17 protein-coding genes and 1 pseudogene are annotated in these 19,048 nt (G+C 36.8%); 6 read left to right on the forward strand and 12 right to left on the reverse strand.

Annotated elements, in window-relative coordinates; translation table 11 throughout:
* The first annotated feature begins 36 nt into the window (after positions 1-36).
* Entirely contained in the window at positions 37-4,467 is a 4,431-nt protein-coding gene (locus ACGF49_RS03290; RefSeq protein WP_387489618.1) for a SpvB/TcaC N-terminal domain-containing protein, read from the forward strand.
* Positions 4,468-4,527: 60 nt separating this feature from the next.
* On the opposite strand, the gene ACGF49_RS03295 is transcribed toward ACGF49_RS03290, so the two are convergent.
* The 9 genes from ACGF49_RS03295 to ACGF49_RS03335 all read right to left on the reverse strand — a co-directional run bounded on the left by ACGF49_RS03295 (position 4,528) and on the right by ACGF49_RS03335 (position 12,740).
* Positions 4,528-5,157, reverse strand: a complete 630-nt coding sequence (locus ACGF49_RS03295) for an ATP-binding cassette domain-containing protein (RefSeq protein ID WP_113042138.1) — start codon at positions 5,155-5,157, stop codon at positions 4,528-4,530.
* Positions 5,158-5,613: 456 nt separating this feature from the next.
* Positions 5,614-6,276: a hypothetical protein gene (locus ACGF49_RS03300; RefSeq protein WP_387489622.1), complete on the reverse strand. Its 663-nt coding sequence runs from the start codon at positions 6,274-6,276 to the stop codon at positions 5,614-5,616.
* A 9-nt stretch (positions 6,277-6,285) separates the two neighbouring features.
* Positions 6,286-7,083 (reverse strand): TauD/TfdA family dioxygenase, encoded by a 798-nt coding sequence (locus tag ACGF49_RS03305; protein WP_387489625.1) that lies wholly within the window; start codon positions 7,081-7,083, stop codon positions 6,286-6,288.
* A complete protein-coding gene (locus ACGF49_RS03310; RefSeq protein ID WP_387489628.1) occupies positions 7,080-7,892 on the reverse strand; it encodes a hypothetical protein in 813 nt (270 codons plus the stop codon). Before ACGF49_RS03310 ends, ACGF49_RS03305 begins: the two co-directional genes overlap by 4 nt.
* A gap of 7 nt (positions 7,893-7,899) precedes the next feature.
* Positions 7,900-8,943 carry a histidinol-phosphate transaminase gene (locus tag ACGF49_RS03315; RefSeq protein WP_191214831.1) on the reverse strand — a complete coding sequence of 348 codons (1,044 nt, stop codon included), beginning with the start codon at positions 8,941-8,943 and terminating at the stop codon, positions 7,900-7,902.
* A gap of 117 nt (positions 8,944-9,060) precedes the next feature.
* Positions 9,061-9,831 carry a phytanoyl-CoA dioxygenase family protein gene (locus ACGF49_RS03320; protein ID WP_387489632.1) on the reverse strand — a complete coding sequence of 257 codons (771 nt, stop codon included), beginning with the start codon at positions 9,829-9,831 and terminating at the stop codon, positions 9,061-9,063.
* Positions 9,828-11,066: a hypothetical protein gene (locus ACGF49_RS03325; protein WP_387489635.1), complete on the reverse strand. Its 1,239-nt coding sequence runs from the start codon at positions 11,064-11,066 to the stop codon at positions 9,828-9,830. Before ACGF49_RS03325 ends, ACGF49_RS03320 begins: the two co-directional genes overlap by 4 nt.
* On the reverse strand, positions 11,063-11,890 hold the full coding sequence (locus tag ACGF49_RS03330) for a DUF692 domain-containing protein (protein ID WP_271859048.1): 828 nt from the start codon (positions 11,888-11,890) through the stop codon (positions 11,063-11,065). The genes ACGF49_RS03325 and ACGF49_RS03330 overlap by 4 nt, the downstream gene beginning before the upstream one ends.
* The gene (locus ACGF49_RS03335) at positions 11,883-12,740 is read right to left on the reverse strand and encodes a hypothetical protein (RefSeq protein WP_146748092.1); all 858 of its coding nucleotides are present in this window, start codon (positions 12,738-12,740) and stop codon (positions 11,883-11,885) included. Before ACGF49_RS03335 ends, ACGF49_RS03330 begins: the two co-directional genes overlap by 8 nt.
* A gap of 254 nt (positions 12,741-12,994) precedes the next feature.
* On the opposite strand from ACGF49_RS03335, the gene ACGF49_RS03340 reads away from it, so the two are divergent.
* The gene (locus tag ACGF49_RS03340) at positions 12,995-13,123 is read left to right on the forward strand and encodes a hypothetical protein (RefSeq protein WP_262405142.1); all 129 of its coding nucleotides are present in this window, start codon (positions 12,995-12,997) and stop codon (positions 13,121-13,123) included.
* Between the two features lie 149 nt (positions 13,124-13,272).
* On the opposite strand, the pseudogene ACGF49_RS03345 reads toward ACGF49_RS03340, so the two are convergent.
* The 3 genes and pseudogenes from ACGF49_RS03345 to ACGF49_RS03355 all read right to left on the reverse strand — a co-directional run.
* Positions 13,273-13,521: pseudogene (locus tag ACGF49_RS03345) on the reverse strand (hypothetical protein); the annotation flags it as partial.
* Positions 13,522-13,596: 75 nt separating this feature from the next.
* The gene (locus ACGF49_RS03350) at positions 13,597-14,337 is read right to left on the reverse strand and encodes a hypothetical protein (protein WP_113042238.1); all 741 of its coding nucleotides are present in this window, start codon (positions 14,335-14,337) and stop codon (positions 13,597-13,599) included.
* The gene (locus tag ACGF49_RS03355; protein WP_387489640.1) at positions 14,334-16,265 is read right to left on the reverse strand and encodes a lipase family protein; all 1,932 of its coding nucleotides are present in this window, start codon (positions 16,263-16,265) and stop codon (positions 14,334-14,336) included. Before ACGF49_RS03355 ends, ACGF49_RS03350 begins: the two co-directional genes overlap by 4 nt.
* A 909-nt stretch (positions 16,266-17,174) precedes the next feature.
* Here ACGF49_RS03355 and ACGF49_RS03360 point away from each other — a divergent pair.
* From ACGF49_RS03360 to ACGF49_RS03375, 4 genes are all read left to right on the forward strand, one after another.
* Positions 17,175-17,309 carry a hypothetical protein gene (locus tag ACGF49_RS03360; RefSeq protein ID WP_262405143.1) on the forward strand — a complete coding sequence of 45 codons (135 nt, stop codon included), beginning with the start codon at positions 17,175-17,177 and terminating at the stop codon, positions 17,307-17,309.
* A gap of 35 nt (positions 17,310-17,344) precedes the next feature.
* Positions 17,345-17,782, forward strand: a complete 438-nt coding sequence (locus tag ACGF49_RS03365; protein ID WP_387489644.1) for a hypothetical protein — start codon at positions 17,345-17,347, stop codon at positions 17,780-17,782.
* A 436-nt stretch (positions 17,783-18,218) separates the two neighbouring features.
* Complete coding sequence (locus ACGF49_RS03370) at positions 18,219-18,515, forward strand: DUF1778 domain-containing protein (RefSeq protein ID WP_113042240.1); 297 nt, start codon at positions 18,219-18,221, stop codon at positions 18,513-18,515.
* The gene (locus ACGF49_RS03375; protein ID WP_113026223.1) at positions 18,493-19,005 is read left to right on the forward strand and encodes a GNAT family N-acetyltransferase; all 513 of its coding nucleotides are present in this window, start codon (positions 18,493-18,495) and stop codon (positions 19,003-19,005) included. The genes ACGF49_RS03370 and ACGF49_RS03375 overlap by 23 nt, the downstream gene beginning before the upstream one ends.
* Positions 19,006-19,048 lie beyond the last annotated feature (43 nt).

The following is a 19,048-nucleotide window of genomic DNA, read 5'->3' on the forward strand; positions in this document are numbered from 1 at the left end:
AAACAGGCTCCGAATCGGAGCCTGTAAGGAGTTTTCATGCAGAATTCACAGACATTCAGTGTTGCCGAGCTGTCATTACCCAAGGGCGGCGGGGCCATTACCGGTATGGGTGAAGCATTAACACCCACCGGGCCGGATGGTATGGCCGCCTTATCCCTGCCATTACCCATTTCTGCCGGGCGGGGTTACTCCCCATCGCTCACCTTGAATTACAACAGCGGAACCGGTAACAGCCCGTTTGGTCTCGGTTGGGATTGCAACGTCATGACAATTCGTCGTCGCACCAGTACTGGCGTGCCGAATTACGATGAAACCGATACTTTTCTGGGGCCAGAAGGTGAAGTGTTGGTAATAGCATTAAATGAGAGCGGTCAAGCTGATATCCGCAGTGAATCCTCATTGCAGGGCATCAATTTAGGGGCGACTTTCACCGTTACCGGTTATCGCTCCCGTTTGGAAAGCCACTTTAGCCGATTGGAATACTGGCAACCCCAAACAACCGGCACAACCGATTTCTGGCTGATATACAGCCCCGACGGACAGGTCCATTTACTGGGCAAAAATCCTCAGGCACGTATCAGCAATCCACTCAATGTTAACCAAACGGCACAATGGCTGTTGGAAGCCTCGGTATCATCCCACGGTGAGCAGATTTATTATCAGTATCGCGCCGAAGATGAAACAGGTTGTGAAACTGACGAGCTCACAGCCCACCCGAACGCAACCGTTCAGCGCTACCTGCAAACAGTACATTACGGTAACCTGACCGCCAGCGACGTTTTTCCCACACTAAACGGAGATGACCCACTCAAATCTAGCTGGTTATTCTGTTTAGTATTTGATTACGGTGAGCGCAAAAACAGCTTATCTGAAATGCCGCCGTTTAAAGCCATAAGTCACTGGCTTTGCCGCCAAGACCGTTTTTCCCGTTATGAATACGGTTTTGAATTGCGTACCCGGCGTCTATGCCGCCAAATACTGATGTTTCACCGTCTACAAACCCTGTCTGGTCAAACAAAAGGAGACGATGAACCCGCTTTGGTTTCACGTCTGATACTGGATTATGATGAAAACGCGGTAATCAGCACGCTCGTTTCTGTCCGTCGGATAGGCCATGAGGACAACAATACCGTCATCTCACTGCCACCACTGGAACTGGCTTACCAGCCTTTTGAGCCAGAACAAAAAGCACTCTGGCAACCAATGGATGTACTGGCAAATTTCAACACCATTCAGCGCTGGCAACTGCTTGACCTTAAAGGAGAAGGCGTACCCGGTATTCTGTATCAGGATAGAAATGGCTGGTGGTACCGATCTGCCCAACGTCAGGCAGGGGAAGAGGTAAATGCGGTTACCTGGGGGAAAATGCAACTCCTCCCCATCATGCCAGCTTTGCAGGATAACGCTTCACTGATGGATATTAACGGTGACGGGCAACTGGACTGGATTATCACCGGGCCGGGATTAAGGGGCTATCACAGCCAACACCCGGATGGTAGCTGGACACGTTTTACACCATTACATGCTTTGCCGATAGAATATTCTCATCCTCGCGCTCAACTTGCCGATTTAATGGGGGCCGGGCTATCCGATTTAGTGCTGATTGGTCCCAAAAGCGTGCGCTTGTATGCTAATAACCGTGATGGTTTTACCGAAGGACGGGATGTGGTGCAATCCGGTGATATCACCCTGCCGTTACCGGGTGCCGATGCCCGTAAGTTAGTGGCATTTAGTGACGTACTCGGTTCGGGCCAAGCACATCTGGTTGAAGTTAGTGCAACTCAAGTCACCTGCTGGCCAAATTTGGGACATGGCCGCTTTGGTCAGCCAATCACATTGCCGGGATTCAGCCAATCTGCCGCCAATTTTAATCCTAACCGGATTCATCTGGCCGATCTGGACGGCAGCGGTCCTGCCGATTTGATTTATGTTCATGCTGACCGTCTGGAGATTTTCAGAAATGAAAGTGGTAACGGTTTTGCAAAACCATTCACACTCCATTTTCCTGACGGCCTGCATTTTGATGATACTTGCCAGTTACAAGTGGCCGATGTACAAGGATTAGGGGCTGTCAGCCTGATCCTGAGCGTACCGCATATGGCACCACATCATTGGCGCTGCGATCTGACTAACGCGAAACCGTGGTTACTCAGTGAAATGAACAACAATATGGGCGCTCATCACACCCTGCATTACCGTAGCTCTGTCCAGTTCTGGCTGGATGAAAAAGCCGCAGCCTTAGCGACCGGACAAACACCGGTCTGTTACCTGCCCTTCCCGGTCCATACCCTTTGGCAAACAGAAACCGAGGATGAAATCAGCGGCAACAAATTAGTGACCACGTTACGTTACGCTCACGGCGCTTGGGATGGACATGAGCGGGAATTTCGTGGCTTTGGTTATGTTGAGCAGACAGACAGCCATCAACTGGCTCAAGGTAATGCGCCGGAACGTACACCATCGGCACTCACCAAAAACTGGTATGCCACCGGAATCCCTGAGGTAGACAATACGCTATCCGCCGGGTATTGGCGCGGTGATAAGCAAGCTTTCACCGGTTTTACGCCACGCTTTACTCTCTGGAAAGAGGGCAAAGATGTTCCTGTGACACCGGAAGATGAGCATAATCGGTACTGGTTAAACCGGGCACTAAAAGGCCAGCCACTGCGTAGTGAACTCTACGGGCTAGATGGCAGCGCACAGCAAAAGATCCCCTATACAGTGACTGAATCCCGTCCACAAGTGCGCCAATTACAAGATGACACTACCGCTTCCCCGGTGCTCTGGGCTTCAGTCGTCGAGAGCCGTAGTTATCACTATGAACGTATTATCAGTGATCCCCTGTGCAATCAGGATATCACGCTGTCCAGTGACCTGTTCGGACAACCCCTGAAACAGGTTTCAGTGCAATATCCCCGCCGCAATAAACCAACAACCAATCCGTATCCCGATACACTACCGGATACGCTGTTTGCCAGCAGTTATGACGACCAACAACAGCGATTGCAGTTAACCTACCAGCAATCCAGTTGGCACCATCTAATCGGTAATGAACTCAGAGTGTTGGGATTACCGGATGGTACACGCAGTGATGCCTTTACTTACGATGCCAAACATGTGCCTATTGACGGTTTAAATCTGGAAGCCCTATGTGCTGAAAATAGCCTGATTGCCGATGATAAACCACGCGAATACCTCAACCAGCAACGAACGTTCTATACCGATGGAAAAAACCAAGCGCCATTGGAAATACCGACATGGCAAGCTTTAATCGCCTTTACCGAAACGGCGGTATTGACAGAATCCCTGTTATCCGCATTCGATGGCGGTATCACGCCAGATGAATTACCCGGCATTCTGACACAAGCAGGATATCAACAAGAACCTTACCTTTTCCCACGCACCGGCGAAAACAAAGTCTGGGTAGCACGTAAAGGCTATACCGATTACGGGACTGAGACACAATTTTGGCGTCCTGTCGCACAACGTAACACCCTGTTAACTGGGAAAACGACCCTGAAATGGGATACCTACTACTGTGTCATCACTCAAACCCAAGACGCTGCTGGTTTGACTGTCTCAGCCAATTATGACTGGCGTTTTCTCACACCTGTGCAACTGACTGATATCAATGATAATGTGCATCTCATGACCTTGGATGCACTGGGGCGCCCTGTCACACAACGCTTCTGGGGGATCGAAAGTGGTGTGGCAACAGGTTACTCTTCACCAGAAGAAAAACCATTCTCTCCACCAGCCGATGTTAATACCGCCATTGATCTGACCGGGCCACTCCCTGTCGTGCTGTGTCTGGTCTATGCGCCAGACAGTTGGATGCCACCATTCAGTCAGGAAACCTTCAACACATTAACGCAGGAAGAGCAGAAAACGCTGCGTAATTTACGGATTATCACGGAAGATTGGCGTATTTGCGCGCTAGCTCGCCGCCGTTGGCTACAAAGTCAACAGGCTAGCACACCATTGGTTAACTTGTTAACCAATAGCATCGGTTTTCCTCCCCATAACCTTACACTGACCACGGATCGTTATGACCATGATTCTGAACAGCAAATTCGTCAACAAGTCGCATTCAGTGATGGTTTTGGCCGTCTATTGCAAGCGTCTGTACGGCATGAGGCAGGCGAAGCTTGGCAACGTAACCAAGACGGCTCTTTGGTGACAAAAATGGAGGATACCAAAACGCGCTGGGCGGTCACGGGACGCACCGAATATGATAATAAGGGTCAGACGATACGAACTTATCAGCCCTATTTCCTCAACGATTGGCGATATGTGAGTGATGACAGTGCCAGAAAAGGGGCCTATGCCGATACGCATATCTATGATCCGATTGGGCGGGAAATCCGGGTTATCACCGCAAAAGGCTGGCTGCGACAGAGCCAATATTTTCCGTGGTTTATCGTGAGTGAGGATGAAAATGATTTGGCCGTTGACGCGATCGTGTAATTGAACCCGTATTCGCTCGTTTAATGTTAACGAGCGGATATAATACTGCATTGTTGAGTTCTAAATAGAGGGACAGGATATTTTGTTACCTTTTATTTCATAGGTAATAAAGTTCAATTCCTGCAAAAATCTATCATCATGAGAACTAAAAATAACAACTTTCTCTTCTGCAAGAGAAATCAGCAACTCAATTAAAAATGTTATAGAATCTGAATCAAGGCCATTTGTTGGCTCATCAAAAATATAAACATCCGCATCGGTAATAAAAGCGGACGTCAATAAAAACTTCTTCTTTATCCCAAGCGACATTTGTCCATATTCAACGCCAGAATAATTATATATACCAAAACCATTTAAATAGTAATCCAATTGATATTTTAGATTACTTTTCCTATAACGTTTACTTAGATTTATCACATCCATTCCAGTAATAAAGTTATAAAAATTAACATTATCCGATATATAAAAGCCATGCCGTTGCAAACTAAACTTATGCTTTTCTCCATTTTTTATAAAATTAACCGTTCCTTTTCTAACCTTGTTTACGCCAGCAATACTTGCAAGAAAAGTCGTTTTACCAGCCCCATTAACTCCCGCAATACGGTTTAATCCAACACGAAAACTACAATTAACTTCTGAAAAAATAGTCTTACTATTAATAACAACTTCTAACCCAACAACCTCAAGCATAAATAACCCCTAAAAATAGCGTAAAAAAGAAAATAACACCAACAATAATAATTTTCGTGTATTGTGTTCTCAAAAGAGAAATAAAAGAAACAATAATAGAAAGAAAGGCATAAGATAAAAATATAATCACAGAAAAAGATTTAACAACAAGAAAACAAAAAATCAAAAAACAAACAAAATAAAAAAACAAAGAAACACAATAATTAAAAAAGAATATTTTCCGCACAGAGAGAAAGTTTGACAAATATGAAAGATAATTTATTTCAATATATGAAAGATTATAGAATAACAACATGCATATATATAAAACAACACTGGAATATATTAATAATATATAATCAGCTTTGTTTGGTATTTGAGAAAAAGCACTTTCACATAATATATATAAAAGCAGAACAGATAATACCATAATAAGCACAGATATTTTATTTTTATTAAAATAAGAACGAAGGTTCATTATATAAGGCAAAGAAAAAAAACTAATGAAAATAATTTTTTATTTCTATTAATTATGTAACATGGTGTGAAATTCAAATATAATATCAATGCTACTAATGGAATAATTAATGTAAAAATCAAATCATATAATATTCCATTCCTGAATGATGCCGCCAGAATAAAGAACACAGTAACAATAAAAAAATGCAAAAAACTTAACTCAAATAAGCAAAATCCAATTACAGCAAAAGAAACCATCAAAAAAAACATAGATGAAAGGTAATGTAAACAATTAACATTTTCAGAGAAAAAACCCATAAAAAAGAAAATAACCATCGGAAAAGCACTATAAATAAAGAAAACAACACGACAAATAAACAAGTTTTTTTTACCTACCAAAGAAACGATGACTGAATTCTCCTTTGCAGAAGGAAAAAACCTTAGGTTAATCAAATAAAATGCTAGATAAACTATTAAAGATATGGAAGAAAAATAAAATGATTTTATGTGATTCTCTGGAATAACAATATTAGAAGATAAAGTAATTAAAACCTCAATGACACCACTGAACTTTGCCGGGAGTAACAAAAGAAAAAGGAGTATAATGACATTTTTATTCCCAGACGCGAATTTTTTTATCCTACCTTTATATTCCAAGGCATCAGCGATTATTAAATTCATACTGCCTCTCTAAAACCAAAATCTAAACAATTTTCTTGGTGAATCTTTAGGAAATTTCGTCCTAGAATGCAAATACAAATAATTGCTGAATACAATACATTGATTTTTACTTAAACGCAATCGGTATTGATTTTCCTTTTGGTGTATAAAATCACTAATATCCATAAGCATCGAGTAAACATCTTGGGTACATTTAAATTTATTAAGTAATGGTGAAAATGATATTCCAACATTACTCGATATTTTTGAAAATATCCTTTTTTGAAAAGATTTATTACTAGAAAAATGGGCAAGACATTCATCATGGAATAATATATCAGATTTCCCCCCATACTTTTCAAAAATAAAATTATAAACAGCATCTGAGTCAACTAATATACTATCACCACCTTCACAAGAAGGGTTTTGACAATATAGTGCAACTATATTTGGCTGTTTTTCTTCATGCCCTTCATCTGTATGTACCGGTTGAGATATATTTGATTCAAAAAACCACTTGGGGTTATCAACTGATTTTATCGTTTCATATTCTTTAAGACCTCTATTCTTATAAGTAAGAAGTGGCCCAAATATGCTTGCGAGCCATAATGATATATCAGAAATACTTTGATCATTATGAAATTCAATTAAATATATATCCCCATCTGAAAATACTTTACCATAAATTTCCTTACTTAATCCAAGTTCGACATTATCCTTATGGATATACTTGATTTTTTCATTATCGTGTAATTCACTAAAATTATAATCGTCAGAACCAATAATCTTCTTAATATTACTAAATAAAGGATAGTCATTGTATATCATTTTATTTCCTCATAATTCTCAAATACATTTAATAAATGTAAAGACTCTTTAAAAATCTCGCTTGAACGCCCTGAAAACATATTTATATTTTCTTTAATAACACTTGACATTTTTTTACATAATCTCACAATTCTATCTGTAGAACCATGATATTTTGCAGATGAATTTAATCCAAACAATTGAGCTCTAAATGAAAGAATCTCCACACCGACTATATAGCTATGGAAAAGTAAATATATAGGAAACATGTTATTACCAAAAACAGATTTAACCCCTTCAACCTCTACATGAATTCTTTTAGAATCTTCATTCATATGTATATTAGCAATATCATCAATGAATAAAATCATGTGGGTCAATTGATGAAAAACCAATTCAACAAAATCCTGATAATCAAATTCATCTTTAAAATCCATAGAAGCAAGACCAATTGTTTTTTGTGTCGTGCCATTTGTATACGAAGATAACTTATTTATAATAACAATCTTAATAACCTTGTTTATTAATTCATATATTTTATCATATTTTGACAATGTATATAACCATTCATAAAATACATTATTTATAATCATTAAATTAATCTTTTCCGAATTATTCGTATATTTATCTTTTAATGTAAGCAGGTGGTCGTAACAATATGGTAAAGCACCTTCATATGAAGTTATAAGAGGTATGTTAGAATCAGGTATTCTATCAAAAACAGAGTATTTTATGAAAAATTCATTGTGATAATTAAAAGATATACCACGTAAACCTATAACCTTATTAATAAACTCAAGTACATTTTCGTACCCAATTATATAATACATATAAACCTCAATTAAAGTTATCTAATATAATATTCAAAACAATGCCATTTATGTATTTATCTCCAATGGAAAATCTTATACTATCATCTGTAATCTTTGAGTAACCCAATGGAAAAACACTGACCTTTATTCCATTTTTAATCATTTTACTATTAAACGACTTAATACTATCAGCTTCTCCTGAAAAGAAAATAAAATTAGCTTGACTTTTACTTACAACAATATCATTTAACTTTGACATTTTATTTATCATAACATCTCTGTATTTTTTTACATTTGATATATTTTTCGTGTCAATTTTCCTTTCATTTATAATATCAAGAACTAATTTCATTTTTATATCACTTAATGAATAAATCAAAGAAAACTTATTAATATATGAGATAAGATCTGGATTAGAAAACAGATATCCAAAGCGCAGCCCGGCAAAGCCAATTTTAGAAAAACTACGGAGAACAATGAGATTATCATATTCAGGAATAAGATTTAATATATTTGAACCTTGCGATGAATAAGCCACATATGCCTCGTCAATAACAACAGGACACTTACAGTTTTCAACAATACATTTTATTTCATCCACCCCAAATAATACACCGGTCGGATTATTTGGATTATCAATAATAATTAATGAATTTTCATATTTTTGGGACGCATGGATAAATGCTTGTACATTAAGACTAAGATCATTATTTAAAGGAATTTTATGTACATCAACTCGACATATATTCGCCAATCTTGTAAACATAAAGAATGAAGGATTGGGAATTAATAGATTAGTTTTTTTTGTAGAAAAAGATAATAAAATTGTTTGAATCAATTCCAAAAGACCATTACCAAGAAGAATATTTTTATCATAATTGACACCATTAATTTCACATAGTTTCTCTCTAATTATATTGGCTTCGAAACTAGGATAACAATTTATATCTATTTCTTTTAGATTATCAGAGTAAACTTTTGAATCCAATTTTATCTGATAAGGAAACTCCATCAAACTTAAGTTATTATCGATTGGAGTAATACTAAAATCAGGAATTTCATTATACAACCCATCTCTATAAAAATAACGTCTTTTTATACACATTGTATTTACCATATTAGTAATTTAATAAACACTTCGCTCTATATTCAGGAAGAAAACAATATTTCTACTATAAAAAATATATTATAAAATCTTTCTCGCTAAGTTATTTATCCATTGTGAATAATCATGGTTTTCATCACGTTCTACTAATGGGGGAAAAGCCTTTCTTTTAAAGTCAAAATATTCACTTCTAAGATCACCTTCAGAACAACAATTGTATGTAAAAAAAATACACCTTCTCCTATTACCAGATAGATTTTCTCTTGACATATGCAACAAAAATGAACTAAAGATCAAAAGATCTCCAGCATTAGCCTGAATAGGAATCCAGTTATATTTCTCATATGTATTTTCCAATGCCTTACCTTTGCTATGAGGAATTAACTCTTTTTCAAACGGCTTATTTGAAATACATAAACAACCATTATCTATAGTTGTATCATCAATTGGAATCATTACATTAAACATTTCTTTATCAATGAATCTAGTAAATGCAGGATAATCTTGATGAGGAGAGAATCCACCACCACCGCTTAATTTAAAATTAATTTTGTCTTTAAATAAAAAATAATCTTCACCCATAACTAAAGATAATAATTTAGAAGATTTTTTTTCAATTTTTTTTATAACAAAAGCTTCTTTTTCATCAATAAAATTCTCTATTCTATTAAGTATTTTATTATTATCAATCACACTGGACTCATAATATTTCATTATCTCCCCGGGAACATCTTCACGGTCATCAAGAAGTTGTACTGCTGAACTAAGTAGTTTTTTCTCCTTATGGCATAAAAAATCCCGTATTAAGACATACCCTTGAGTATCTAATTCTTTTTTATATTCACTGTTCATACCTTATATAACTCCTCTCTTTCTATCACTTCACATATTTTTTTATCCAAATATTCTCTATTACTGTAAATAGAATTAGGATCGGTTTCTAGTATTGATGTTCTAATCCAAAAATCAGGTCTATCAATAGAAATGATCGCTATATTTCTTTTTTTAGCGATAACGGCAACCCAAATATCTGACATATTTTTTAATTGAAAAGATTCCATCGAAAATGAACACAATGATGAATGATAAGCCAATGTACCAGTACCTGGAATATTTACAGCAATATCATTATCAAGTGGACGACTAAAGTGAATTCCTTTTTTATATTTATAATATGATAATAATGAATCTCTATCAATAATATTTCCATGCACACATATAAATTGCTGCCGTTTATACTTTTCTATTTTTAATACAAGTTTTTCAACATAGTTTGGTGGATAAATTAGATCATCATCAAGCGTAAATAAATAGCCAGACTTATTTTTTAATGGGAAGAACTTTGATGCATCACCAAAATCCCCAAAATGATAGCTCATATAAACTTTAATTTTATCTCTATTCAGAAATTGAGGTACCTTTTCGTATCCATTTAAATATATATTTAATTCATCTATTTGTGAATAGATAGAGTTAATAGCAATTTGTAAATTATATTCTCTTTCTGGTATACTCGCTAAAGATGCTATTCGCAAATTTCTATTATCAATTATTAGTTTAGTTGAAGGAACTCCCTGAGGAAGTTTATATTTATTCCAAGTCCATACACCATGATTTTGATAGATTCTTTTTATCTTCAAATAATCACTTATGTAATTAGAAAATAATATTTCATCTTGAACTATGTTGTACCCATTAGATATATAAATAGTATTCTTCTTTCCATAGATTTCAATTACTGCATAGTGGATAGCAATATGATCATAATGCCCATATTCACCATGTACAGCATGTGTAGTAATAGAGTCACATTCAGAAATGTTTAATTTTTCTAGAGAATCACATATGGCCTTAAAATATTTTTTATCCAAAAAATTAGTTTCAAAACTTTCCCAATCTCCAGGTTCTTTTAAACCCAAATTAATAATTTTAGAAAAATAAGGATGTTCAGATAATGCATCTCTCCTTTGTTTATGAAATAACGGTTTATTTTCTCTGCCAGAGAAAACTATAACTATATAGTCAAAATCTTTTGGATTGAACCATATAATTTCGTCATCAGGATGTGCAACAATTAGAAAGTTCATATTACTTTCCCGTACACTCTTTTATATATATCACGAGCTATGGATATTTCATCAATAATAGTAGTATAGTCTTCAACATTAGAATCTCTTTCAATTATAACACCACTGACATCCGTTTTTGAAAGTGCAAACTCATATAATTCCCATACTTCACTCCATATATCATTAGCATGAGTGTCTATAATCATATCAAACTTATATGCCCCACCAGCCAAATGAATTTCCACAACATGATCTAATGGTAGTTTTAGCAAAAATTCTTTCGGGTCATAATTATGATTTATTGAATTAATATATAAATTATTAACATCCAACAACATACCACAATCACTACCTTTAATTATTCTATTTATAAATTCAATTTCTGACAAATCAGACAAAGGCATTTCATAATAATAAGTAATATTTTCAATAATAAACCTATCACTAACTTGTGATTTTATTTTATTTATTTTTTCTATTATTTTGCATGCATTTTCAATTGAGAATTGTATTGGCATTAAATGCCCAACCTCAATATCTCCGTGCCGTGTCGCTGATAAATGATCACTATACCATTTGGGTTTTTTATCATTAACAACCTGCTTTAATTTATTTATATACTCACTATCCAAGCTCTCCTCGCTTCCCAATGACATATCAAGACCATGAAATATAATTGGTACCTCGTTACAGCATTTTTCTAAATAAGCGTCTTCCTTATCCCAAAAAAATTTTTCGGAGTGTACTTCAAGAACATCAATATGTTGAATATTTTTATAAATTTCTTTCGAAAAAGATGACTTATAGTTAACACCAATACCAAGCTTTTCATATTTACTCATTGAGAATATCCTTAGCACTAAGAAAGATTAAACCATTTGAATTTAGCATCTTAAGAGAAGATATGAAGGTATCCTTGTCGATATCATAACATTCATTCACTTCATTAAATATATTACTAGCTAATATTACATTCTTACACGACAAGATAATATGACAGATAACATCACCTATCATACATGAGATAATTTCTCTGGATTTGTTTTTCTTATAAAACATAATATTACTTTCTCTTTCCATTAAATTTTCTTTCAAAATACTAGGAGGTTCTCCCTTATGAAGAAGATCTAGTAATACACTAATGTTTTTAGTAAATTTTTTCACTCTCACTGTTGGATGAGAAATAACAAACACTTTTTCCAGCGGGGCTATGTCAATCTTTGGTGTATAATCTATCCAATTATCATTCGTATTTTGAAGATTAATTATAAGGCTGTTCTTTTCTTTCTCATATAATGCAATTAGTTTTAGTACATCATCTCCAGTTGAGTCGATTATGAAACTACAAAAAACTTCAGATTCGATAACAGGATTCCTTTTAACTTCATTATTAAAAGGAAGGCTATTTAAATATTTTTCGAATTCTAACTCAAACTTCTCTTCACCTAAATATTTATATACATTGGTAAGTGCTGCTTTCAAACCACCCATTCTCTTTATTTTTTGCAAAATAGACGAACTAACAAATCTTCCGCCATTTTTTTTAAAAAAATCAATTAATACTTCTCTGCTCTCCGTAGCTATATAATATTTATCCATAAATTTATTTGGATTTTCATACATTTTTATCGAGTATTTTGGATTTGATATTAACTTTGATAAATATATATTTATTTCTCTTTGATTCATCATTATATACCTTCCCCCCTAAATCCAATCAGAGGGGATTTAGTTTAATTGTTATGGACAATCAACACTATTACAAAGGACTTCAACTGATGGCTCAGATTCTTCAATAAATTCAATTTCCATTTTAACTCCTCAATTGCTAATTACAGAATTGTTTTAAAAATATTAATTTACAATTAATATTTATATATACCCTATGGATTTCAAGATGCATCGCGACGGCAAGGGAGCGAATCCCCGGGAGCATAGATAACGATGTGACCGGGGTGAGCGAGTGCAGCCAACAAAGAGGCAACTTGAAAGATGACGGGTATAATGACATTTTTGTTTCCAGAGGCGAATTTTTTTACTCTGCCTTTATATTCCAATGCATCAGCGATTATTAAACTCATACTTCTTCTCTAAAACCAAAATCTAAACAATGTCCTTGGTGAATCGGTATAGGTGCCATGATTGACATAACTCAGTCCGGTTGGGTTGACATTTTATTTTTGACGATTGCCAGATCACTCAAACCGGATTAAGTTCCTTCAAGTAAGCCATTATAAGTTGGTACCTTAAAAGACGACATATTGGAATCCAGACAATATCTGAAACAATCTTTTGAGATATACTGCGCAGACACATACGGTTTTGTGTATTTCGGCACGACACCCTCCACCGTAATCAACTGTTTCTTCTCGTCAGGTGAAAAAGGAAAAAGCCAGCCAAAAAAAGTATCACCAAATGCCCAGTAAATAAAATAGAGAAATAATAAGGACAGCGTTATCTTCAATATTTTCATACGGACAGTTCCTTTTAATAACAGTATTCTCATGTTGGCATTTAGATAAACTGGTGATACGACCTTAGTAGAACGTTACTTTATGTAATGGGTATCTATCATTCGGGTATTGATTTCGATGTGCCCGTCAGGATATTCAACCCATTCACTTTTCCTAGTTACTATGACCTTTGGCATTTTGGTTTCATCCAGTTTAGGTTTAAAAATAATTTTCCATTTGGCTCCTGGTGTTAACTTCAACCTAAAAGGATACAATTTAACTTTACCTTGTAAGGATACGCTTTTCGGAAATCCTTCAACCATTTCTAAAATAGGGTAAATAACTGGGTTAAAATCAATCGTATTCGATGCAGAAATTTCGCTAATATTTGTCCGGGCAGCATCATTGATAAATGCCGTTAAGCCGGTTCCCGCATACGGCACAGCATCTTTCACCAGATGTCGGACATCGGTATACCCCACTGCTACAGAAGCTTGATTGATTTTCCATTTACACCATCCTCCTCCACTAAAAGGCAATTTCGCCTGAAAGTAACCAGTTTGTGGATCAGCTTTTACATCCAAATCCAATCCATAATAGGTCGGCACTTGATAAGGCGACATACCTGCATCAAACTGATATCTAAGACATTCTTTTGAGATATATTGCGCAGATACATACGGTTTTGTGTATTTCGGCACAACACCTTCCACCGTAATCAACTGTTTCTTCTCGTCAGGTGAAAAAGGAAAAAGCCAGTCAAAAAAGGTGTCACCAAACGCCCAGTAAATAGAATAGAGAAATAATAAGGACAGCGTGATTTTCAATATTTTCATACGGACAGTTCCTGTTTATCACAGTAATGCTGTAAGGCCAGTTCCCCTTGTTCTTCCTGCTGGCTGACAGTCAGTGATTTTATTAACTGCTTATCCATATCCAGAAAATAGAGATTTCGGTAATAAACATTGTCAGGGATAAGCATCTTATAACTATCCATTTTCGCCTTAAATTGACGCTGACTGTCCTGATAGACCGTAATCTTATCCGGTTCACATAACTCTCTGAGGCGCTTGTCAATATAACCCGCATATTTATACGAGCTATGGTTAGAAAAGCCGAATCCGCCTTTCAAATCAGCACTTCTGTTTTCAACAAACAGTTTGTCTTTTTCTTGTTGACTGAGCTGATTAAACAACGCATTTTGCCGCTCACCGGCCAGAGAAAAATCCTTTTCTGTTTCCTGGTTTAACTCAGGAATTAAATAGAGTTTTGTGGTGTTATTCAATATTTCTTCAGCAATACCCGTTATAAGGGAAACATTTCTGGCGGAAATAAGCCATTCCGGGCAACTATTGGCTTGAAAAAAATGAACCACTTTACCATGATGCAGATAAATTTCTTTACTGGCTGTCGCCTGTTTAATTGCCTGAATAATCGGTGACGGTGACAGCAACTTCATCACTGCCCAGTCATACCCCTCCGGCGCCCAATAATTGAAAAAAACATTATCCATATCCTGCTCAAATGGCACAGAAGGGATTACATCATCTTCATTAACATGACGATAGTGGATAATAGAAGACAATTCCTCTACCGCACTGCGAGTTAATGTTCGCGGCATCCCGTAACTGTAGAGACAAGGATTATGTTCTTTCAGTTGTGCGCTGTGCAATAATGCCAGCGCGCCTCCCAGACTATGACCACAAATAAATAATCGCTTATTTGTAACCAAACTGGTGATATCTCGGAATACTATTTCAGTTTCCGTTTTAATTTTATCACTGGGAACGATTAACTTCCCTCCCAGATTAAATGCCTCCCAAAACCCTTTATGCACTTTACCATGATGAATAAACTCGCTGCACAACGCTTTGTCATCATCGCAACTTAAAGCCAATGGCTGGAAAGTGGCATCAGTCAGGTAATTATCCAGGCTAGCCGTTCCCCGCCAACTAACAATCACATCTTTCTCACTGGCAACATAAAACAGTTTGGTATCTCCCTGCTTGTTGTTCCCTGCACGTGAATCAATAAACTCCACCCGGGCATAACGTTTACTAAACGGTACATCGTAAACGACAGGTGTTGCCGACAATGCTTCCACTTTATAGGGCAATTTTGAAATATCCACCATTTGCCGGTTAAAAAAATGTTTCACAGAGCCTTCAATATCAACATCCCCATCGGCATAAGCCAGCACACTCATCAAACACTGGTTATAGGCATTCACAATGGAATATCCCTTCTGGTGATGTAGTTGCAAAACCCAGGCCCGGAAAGGACACACCTCCAGAACATAACGACGATTTAACGGATGAACCCGATAGCCTTTTGGTTCCGGGTCCGGGAAATGATAAGGCGGTGGAATATCTTTAGAATCTTTCCAATCTTTAATCACCGGCAACCTATCACTAATCTGCCCGATAGTCACATAGCGATATTGATGGCCTTCCGCTTCTGCTTGTGGTTTTACCACCGAAGCCTCTTCTCCCCGTTTTTCCCGCAACGGACGCTGTTCCATCTCATCGGCCAGCGGCTGAGCATCAATATATAGCGTCACCGGATGAGGCAACAGATCCTCTTCTCTGAGCACACCGAAACCGTCGGTTGTCCCCTGGCGAACATAACCTGGGGTTCCGTAACTGATCAGGCGATAAGGCATGTTGACCAGCGGCTTTCCCTGTTCATCCACCAACTGAAATTCCACCCAGTTTTTCAGAAACCGTTTACAATCAAAGCATAAGCGTGGATCTGATATAGCCATTAGTTTTACTTCCTTCTTTTAACGTTATTTCCCCGCCCGGCTATCAATCACCTTCATCAGCATCAATATCCTGTCGGGAATAGCCGTGATTGATTGCGTCACCAAAGAAACAAGATAGTAAAAATCCTATTACCACAGATAAGAAACACCGCTTATGCCGTGAGTAATAGAGAGTTGAACGACAGGAAGACAAAATGTATTCCCATCGATTAATCCCTTTGAATAAGGGAACAGGAGTTGAGATTTCCCTCATATTATCCAATATGAGGGAACTTAAGTTATGATTATTAAATCATCATCAAATAGCAAGAAAAAATTTCTACTTTTTTCATTTACTTCATTTACTTCATTTACTTCATTTACAAAAAGTAAATTTTGTAAGAAAGTGTTACAAATTCAATAATGATTAAGTTATTGTAAATATAATGGCAGATGCAATGACATCATCTATTTGAAGGGTTGGCCTTATCTGTGTTACATCACAGCCCGTTAGGTTTCTTATACCTAATGGGTGACGGAACCATGATAGAAGCGGTATGCTCTCATTATCATCTCCTGACTTCGCTATATCGAATGTAGAACTTATAACATTCTCTGTTTTTAAGGTATTGTGTCTATCGCGGTTTAATAAATTTATTTTATCTTTAATGATGAGATACAAATGATTCGCTATTTAAGCATCATCGATATATCAAATCTGCCAATCATTTGTTTTCCCAATGGTTGGCCGATCACGCCCGCCATCTGAAACTTTAATTACCATCAATACAATCTCAAAAATTACCAAAGCGTTTGCATTAATAACATCACGACCAATTACTTTCCTCGCCTGTTTAGTGATAAAGTCGTTTGGCTGTTACCGTAACTTAAATTATTTCGAAGGTTAACACCGTATGAAGGAGGTAAAATATGAGCAATGACAATTCTGCAATTAACCAAAAAACACCCTCGATCAGGGTCTTGGATAACAGGAAGTTAAATATACGTACTTTAGAATATCTACGTATTCAAGCTGATGAAAACAGTGATGAATTGATGGGCTGAATCTATACCGAATGGTGAGAAATAATCCAGTAAGTTTGCAGGATGAAAATGGATTAGCACCAGAAAGAGGAAAATATACTAAAGAGGTGAATTTCCTTGATGAATTAAAATTCAAATTGGCAGCCAAAAGTTCACATGTTGTCAAATGGAACGAGAAAAAAAACAGTTATACAAAAAATAAATCATTGAAAGTGGTCCGTGTCGGTGATTCCGATCCGTCGGGTTATTTGCTAAGCCATGAAGAGTTACTAAAAGGTATAGAAAAAAGCCAAATTATATATAGCCGGCTCGAAGAAAACAGATCCCTTTCAGAGAAATCAAAAACAAATCTTCGTTTGGGATCTGAAATATCCGGTTATATGGCAAGAACCATAAAAGATACAATATCAGAATATGCAGAAGAGCATAGATATATACCCGTCATCTTTCAAGTTGCATCGCGGCGGCAAGGGAGCGAATCCCCGGGAGCATAGATAACTATGTGACCGGGGTGAGGGAGTGCAGCCAACAAAGAAGCAACTTGAAAGATAACGGGTATAGAACTTTAAATAGAAACTAACTGTACTAGCTCAGACTAGAGCTAGTACAACTCAGGTGACTGCTTCCCGCCGTAAAGAGGGTTTACGGCGGTTTTTGCTAACAACTCTGCATACTCGGATTCACTTGCGCCCGAATTTTGATGATTTTTGTTCTATCTGACTATGGTTTGTTTAGTCTCACAATTATGGCGTCATTTTGGCACACATGTTGAATTTTGTTAAAAAAAATCTTAAACTAGCCAATGAAGCAAACTTAGCATTTCACTAAACCAATATGTTCCGCTAGCTCCAAATAAATAATGCAAACGAGTAGTGGATATCTATAGTGAACTCAAGAACTAATAACCGCAATGCGGTAGGAGTAAGGCTTATGGCCACATTAGCAAATGAAAGAATCACCACAAGGGTGAGTTCAGAGACCAAAGAGCTACTTGAAAGGGCGTTATCACTATCAGGGTATGCAAGTTTGAATAGCTTTATTGCCAATGCTGCTGTAGCAGAGGCAAAAAGACTCATTGAACAAAATATGCGTATTCAATTGTGTCAAGAAGATGCATTGGCATTTGTTCATGCATTGGAAAAACCAATCAAGGTAAACGAACGTTTCCTTCGTGCTGCTCGTAGACATAAAGAAACAATAAAAAATGAAGATAGAACGTCTAGATAAAAACAAACACGATAGAAATAATTTTAACTGTGGTGAACCCGCACTAAACAACTACTTGAAGGCAGTATCGGGACAACATGATAAAAAGGACTTATCAAGAACATTCGTCCTTACAAGTAGTCAAAATGGATCTCAAATAAAGGGATACTATTCCCTAGCACTATGCACGGTAGAGCTAGACGAACTACCAGAGAAAATATCGAAAAAGTACCCTTCTACACTACATTGCGCACTTATTGGTCGCCTAGCTATAAGTAAGTCATTTCAACGCCAAGGGTTTGGTGAAATATTGCTTATAGATGCAATTCGAAAAGCTATAGAGTCGTCAAAATCTATTCCTACCCCGATGATTATCGTCGATGCGAAGAACGACATAGCCAAAAAACTGTATATGAACGTAGGGTTTGAGGAGTTTCCTCAGACAAAGAGCAAACTGTTCATGTCTATGGCTGTTGCAATGGAAATGATAAAAAGAGTAGATGCGATGTAACATCTCATTTACTGAATGCGGCTAACGTTCCCTCTGAATGAAA

Origin of the sequence: Photorhabdus sp. RM96S, from assembly GCF_042879335.1 — a bacterium.
Classification (GTDB): domain Bacteria; phylum Pseudomonadota; class Gammaproteobacteria; order Enterobacterales; family Enterobacteriaceae; genus Photorhabdus; species Photorhabdus kayaii.

Bases quoted from the DNA above. Each gene is read 5' to 3' on its own strand.
- ACGF49_RS03290 (WP_387489618.1), top strand. From the start codon at position 37: ATGCAGAATTCACAGACATTCAGTGTTGCCGAGCTGTCATTACCCAAG.
- ACGF49_RS03305 (WP_387489625.1), bottom strand. From the start codon at position 7,083: ATGATATACAATGACTATCCTTTATTTAGTAATATTAAGAAGATTATT.
- ACGF49_RS03370 (WP_113042240.1), top strand. From the start codon at position 18,219: ATGGCCACATTAGCAAATGAAAGAATCACCACAAGGGTGAGTTCAGAG.
- ACGF49_RS03350 (WP_113042238.1), bottom strand. From the start codon at position 14,337: ATGAAAATATTGAAAATCACGCTGTCCTTATTATTTCTCTATTCTATT.
- ACGF49_RS03325 (WP_387489635.1), bottom strand. From the start codon at position 11,066: ATGAACTTTCTAATTGTTGCACATCCTGATGACGAAATTATATGGTTC.
- ACGF49_RS03295 (WP_113042138.1), bottom strand. From the start codon at position 5,157: ATGCTTGAGGTTGTTGGGTTAGAAGTTGTTATTAATAGTAAGACTATT.
- ACGF49_RS03320 (WP_387489632.1), bottom strand. From the start codon at position 9,831: ATGAACAGTGAATATAAAAAAGAATTAGATACTCAAGGGTATGTCTTA.
- ACGF49_RS03300 (WP_387489622.1), bottom strand. From the start codon at position 6,276: ATGAATTTAATAATCGCTGATGCCTTGGAATATAAAGGTAGGATAAAA.
- ACGF49_RS03355 (WP_387489640.1), bottom strand. From the start codon at position 16,265: ATGGCTATATCAGATCCACGCTTATGCTTTGATTGTAAACGGTTTCTG.
- ACGF49_RS03375 (WP_113026223.1), top strand. From the start codon at position 18,493: ATGAAGATAGAACGTCTAGATAAAAACAAACACGATAGAAATAATTTT.
- ACGF49_RS03330 (WP_271859048.1), bottom strand. From the start codon at position 11,890: ATGAGTAAATATGAAAAGCTTGGTATTGGTGTTAACTATAAGTCATCT.
- ACGF49_RS03360 (WP_262405143.1), top strand. From the start codon at position 17,175: ATGAGCAATGACAATTCTGCAATTAACCAAAAAACACCCTCGATCAGG.
- ACGF49_RS03310 (WP_387489628.1), bottom strand. From the start codon at position 7,892: ATGTATTATATAATTGGGTACGAAAATGTACTTGAGTTTATTAATAAG.
- ACGF49_RS03335 (WP_146748092.1), bottom strand. From the start codon at position 12,740: ATGATGAATCAAAGAGAAATAAATATATATTTATCAAAGTTAATATCA.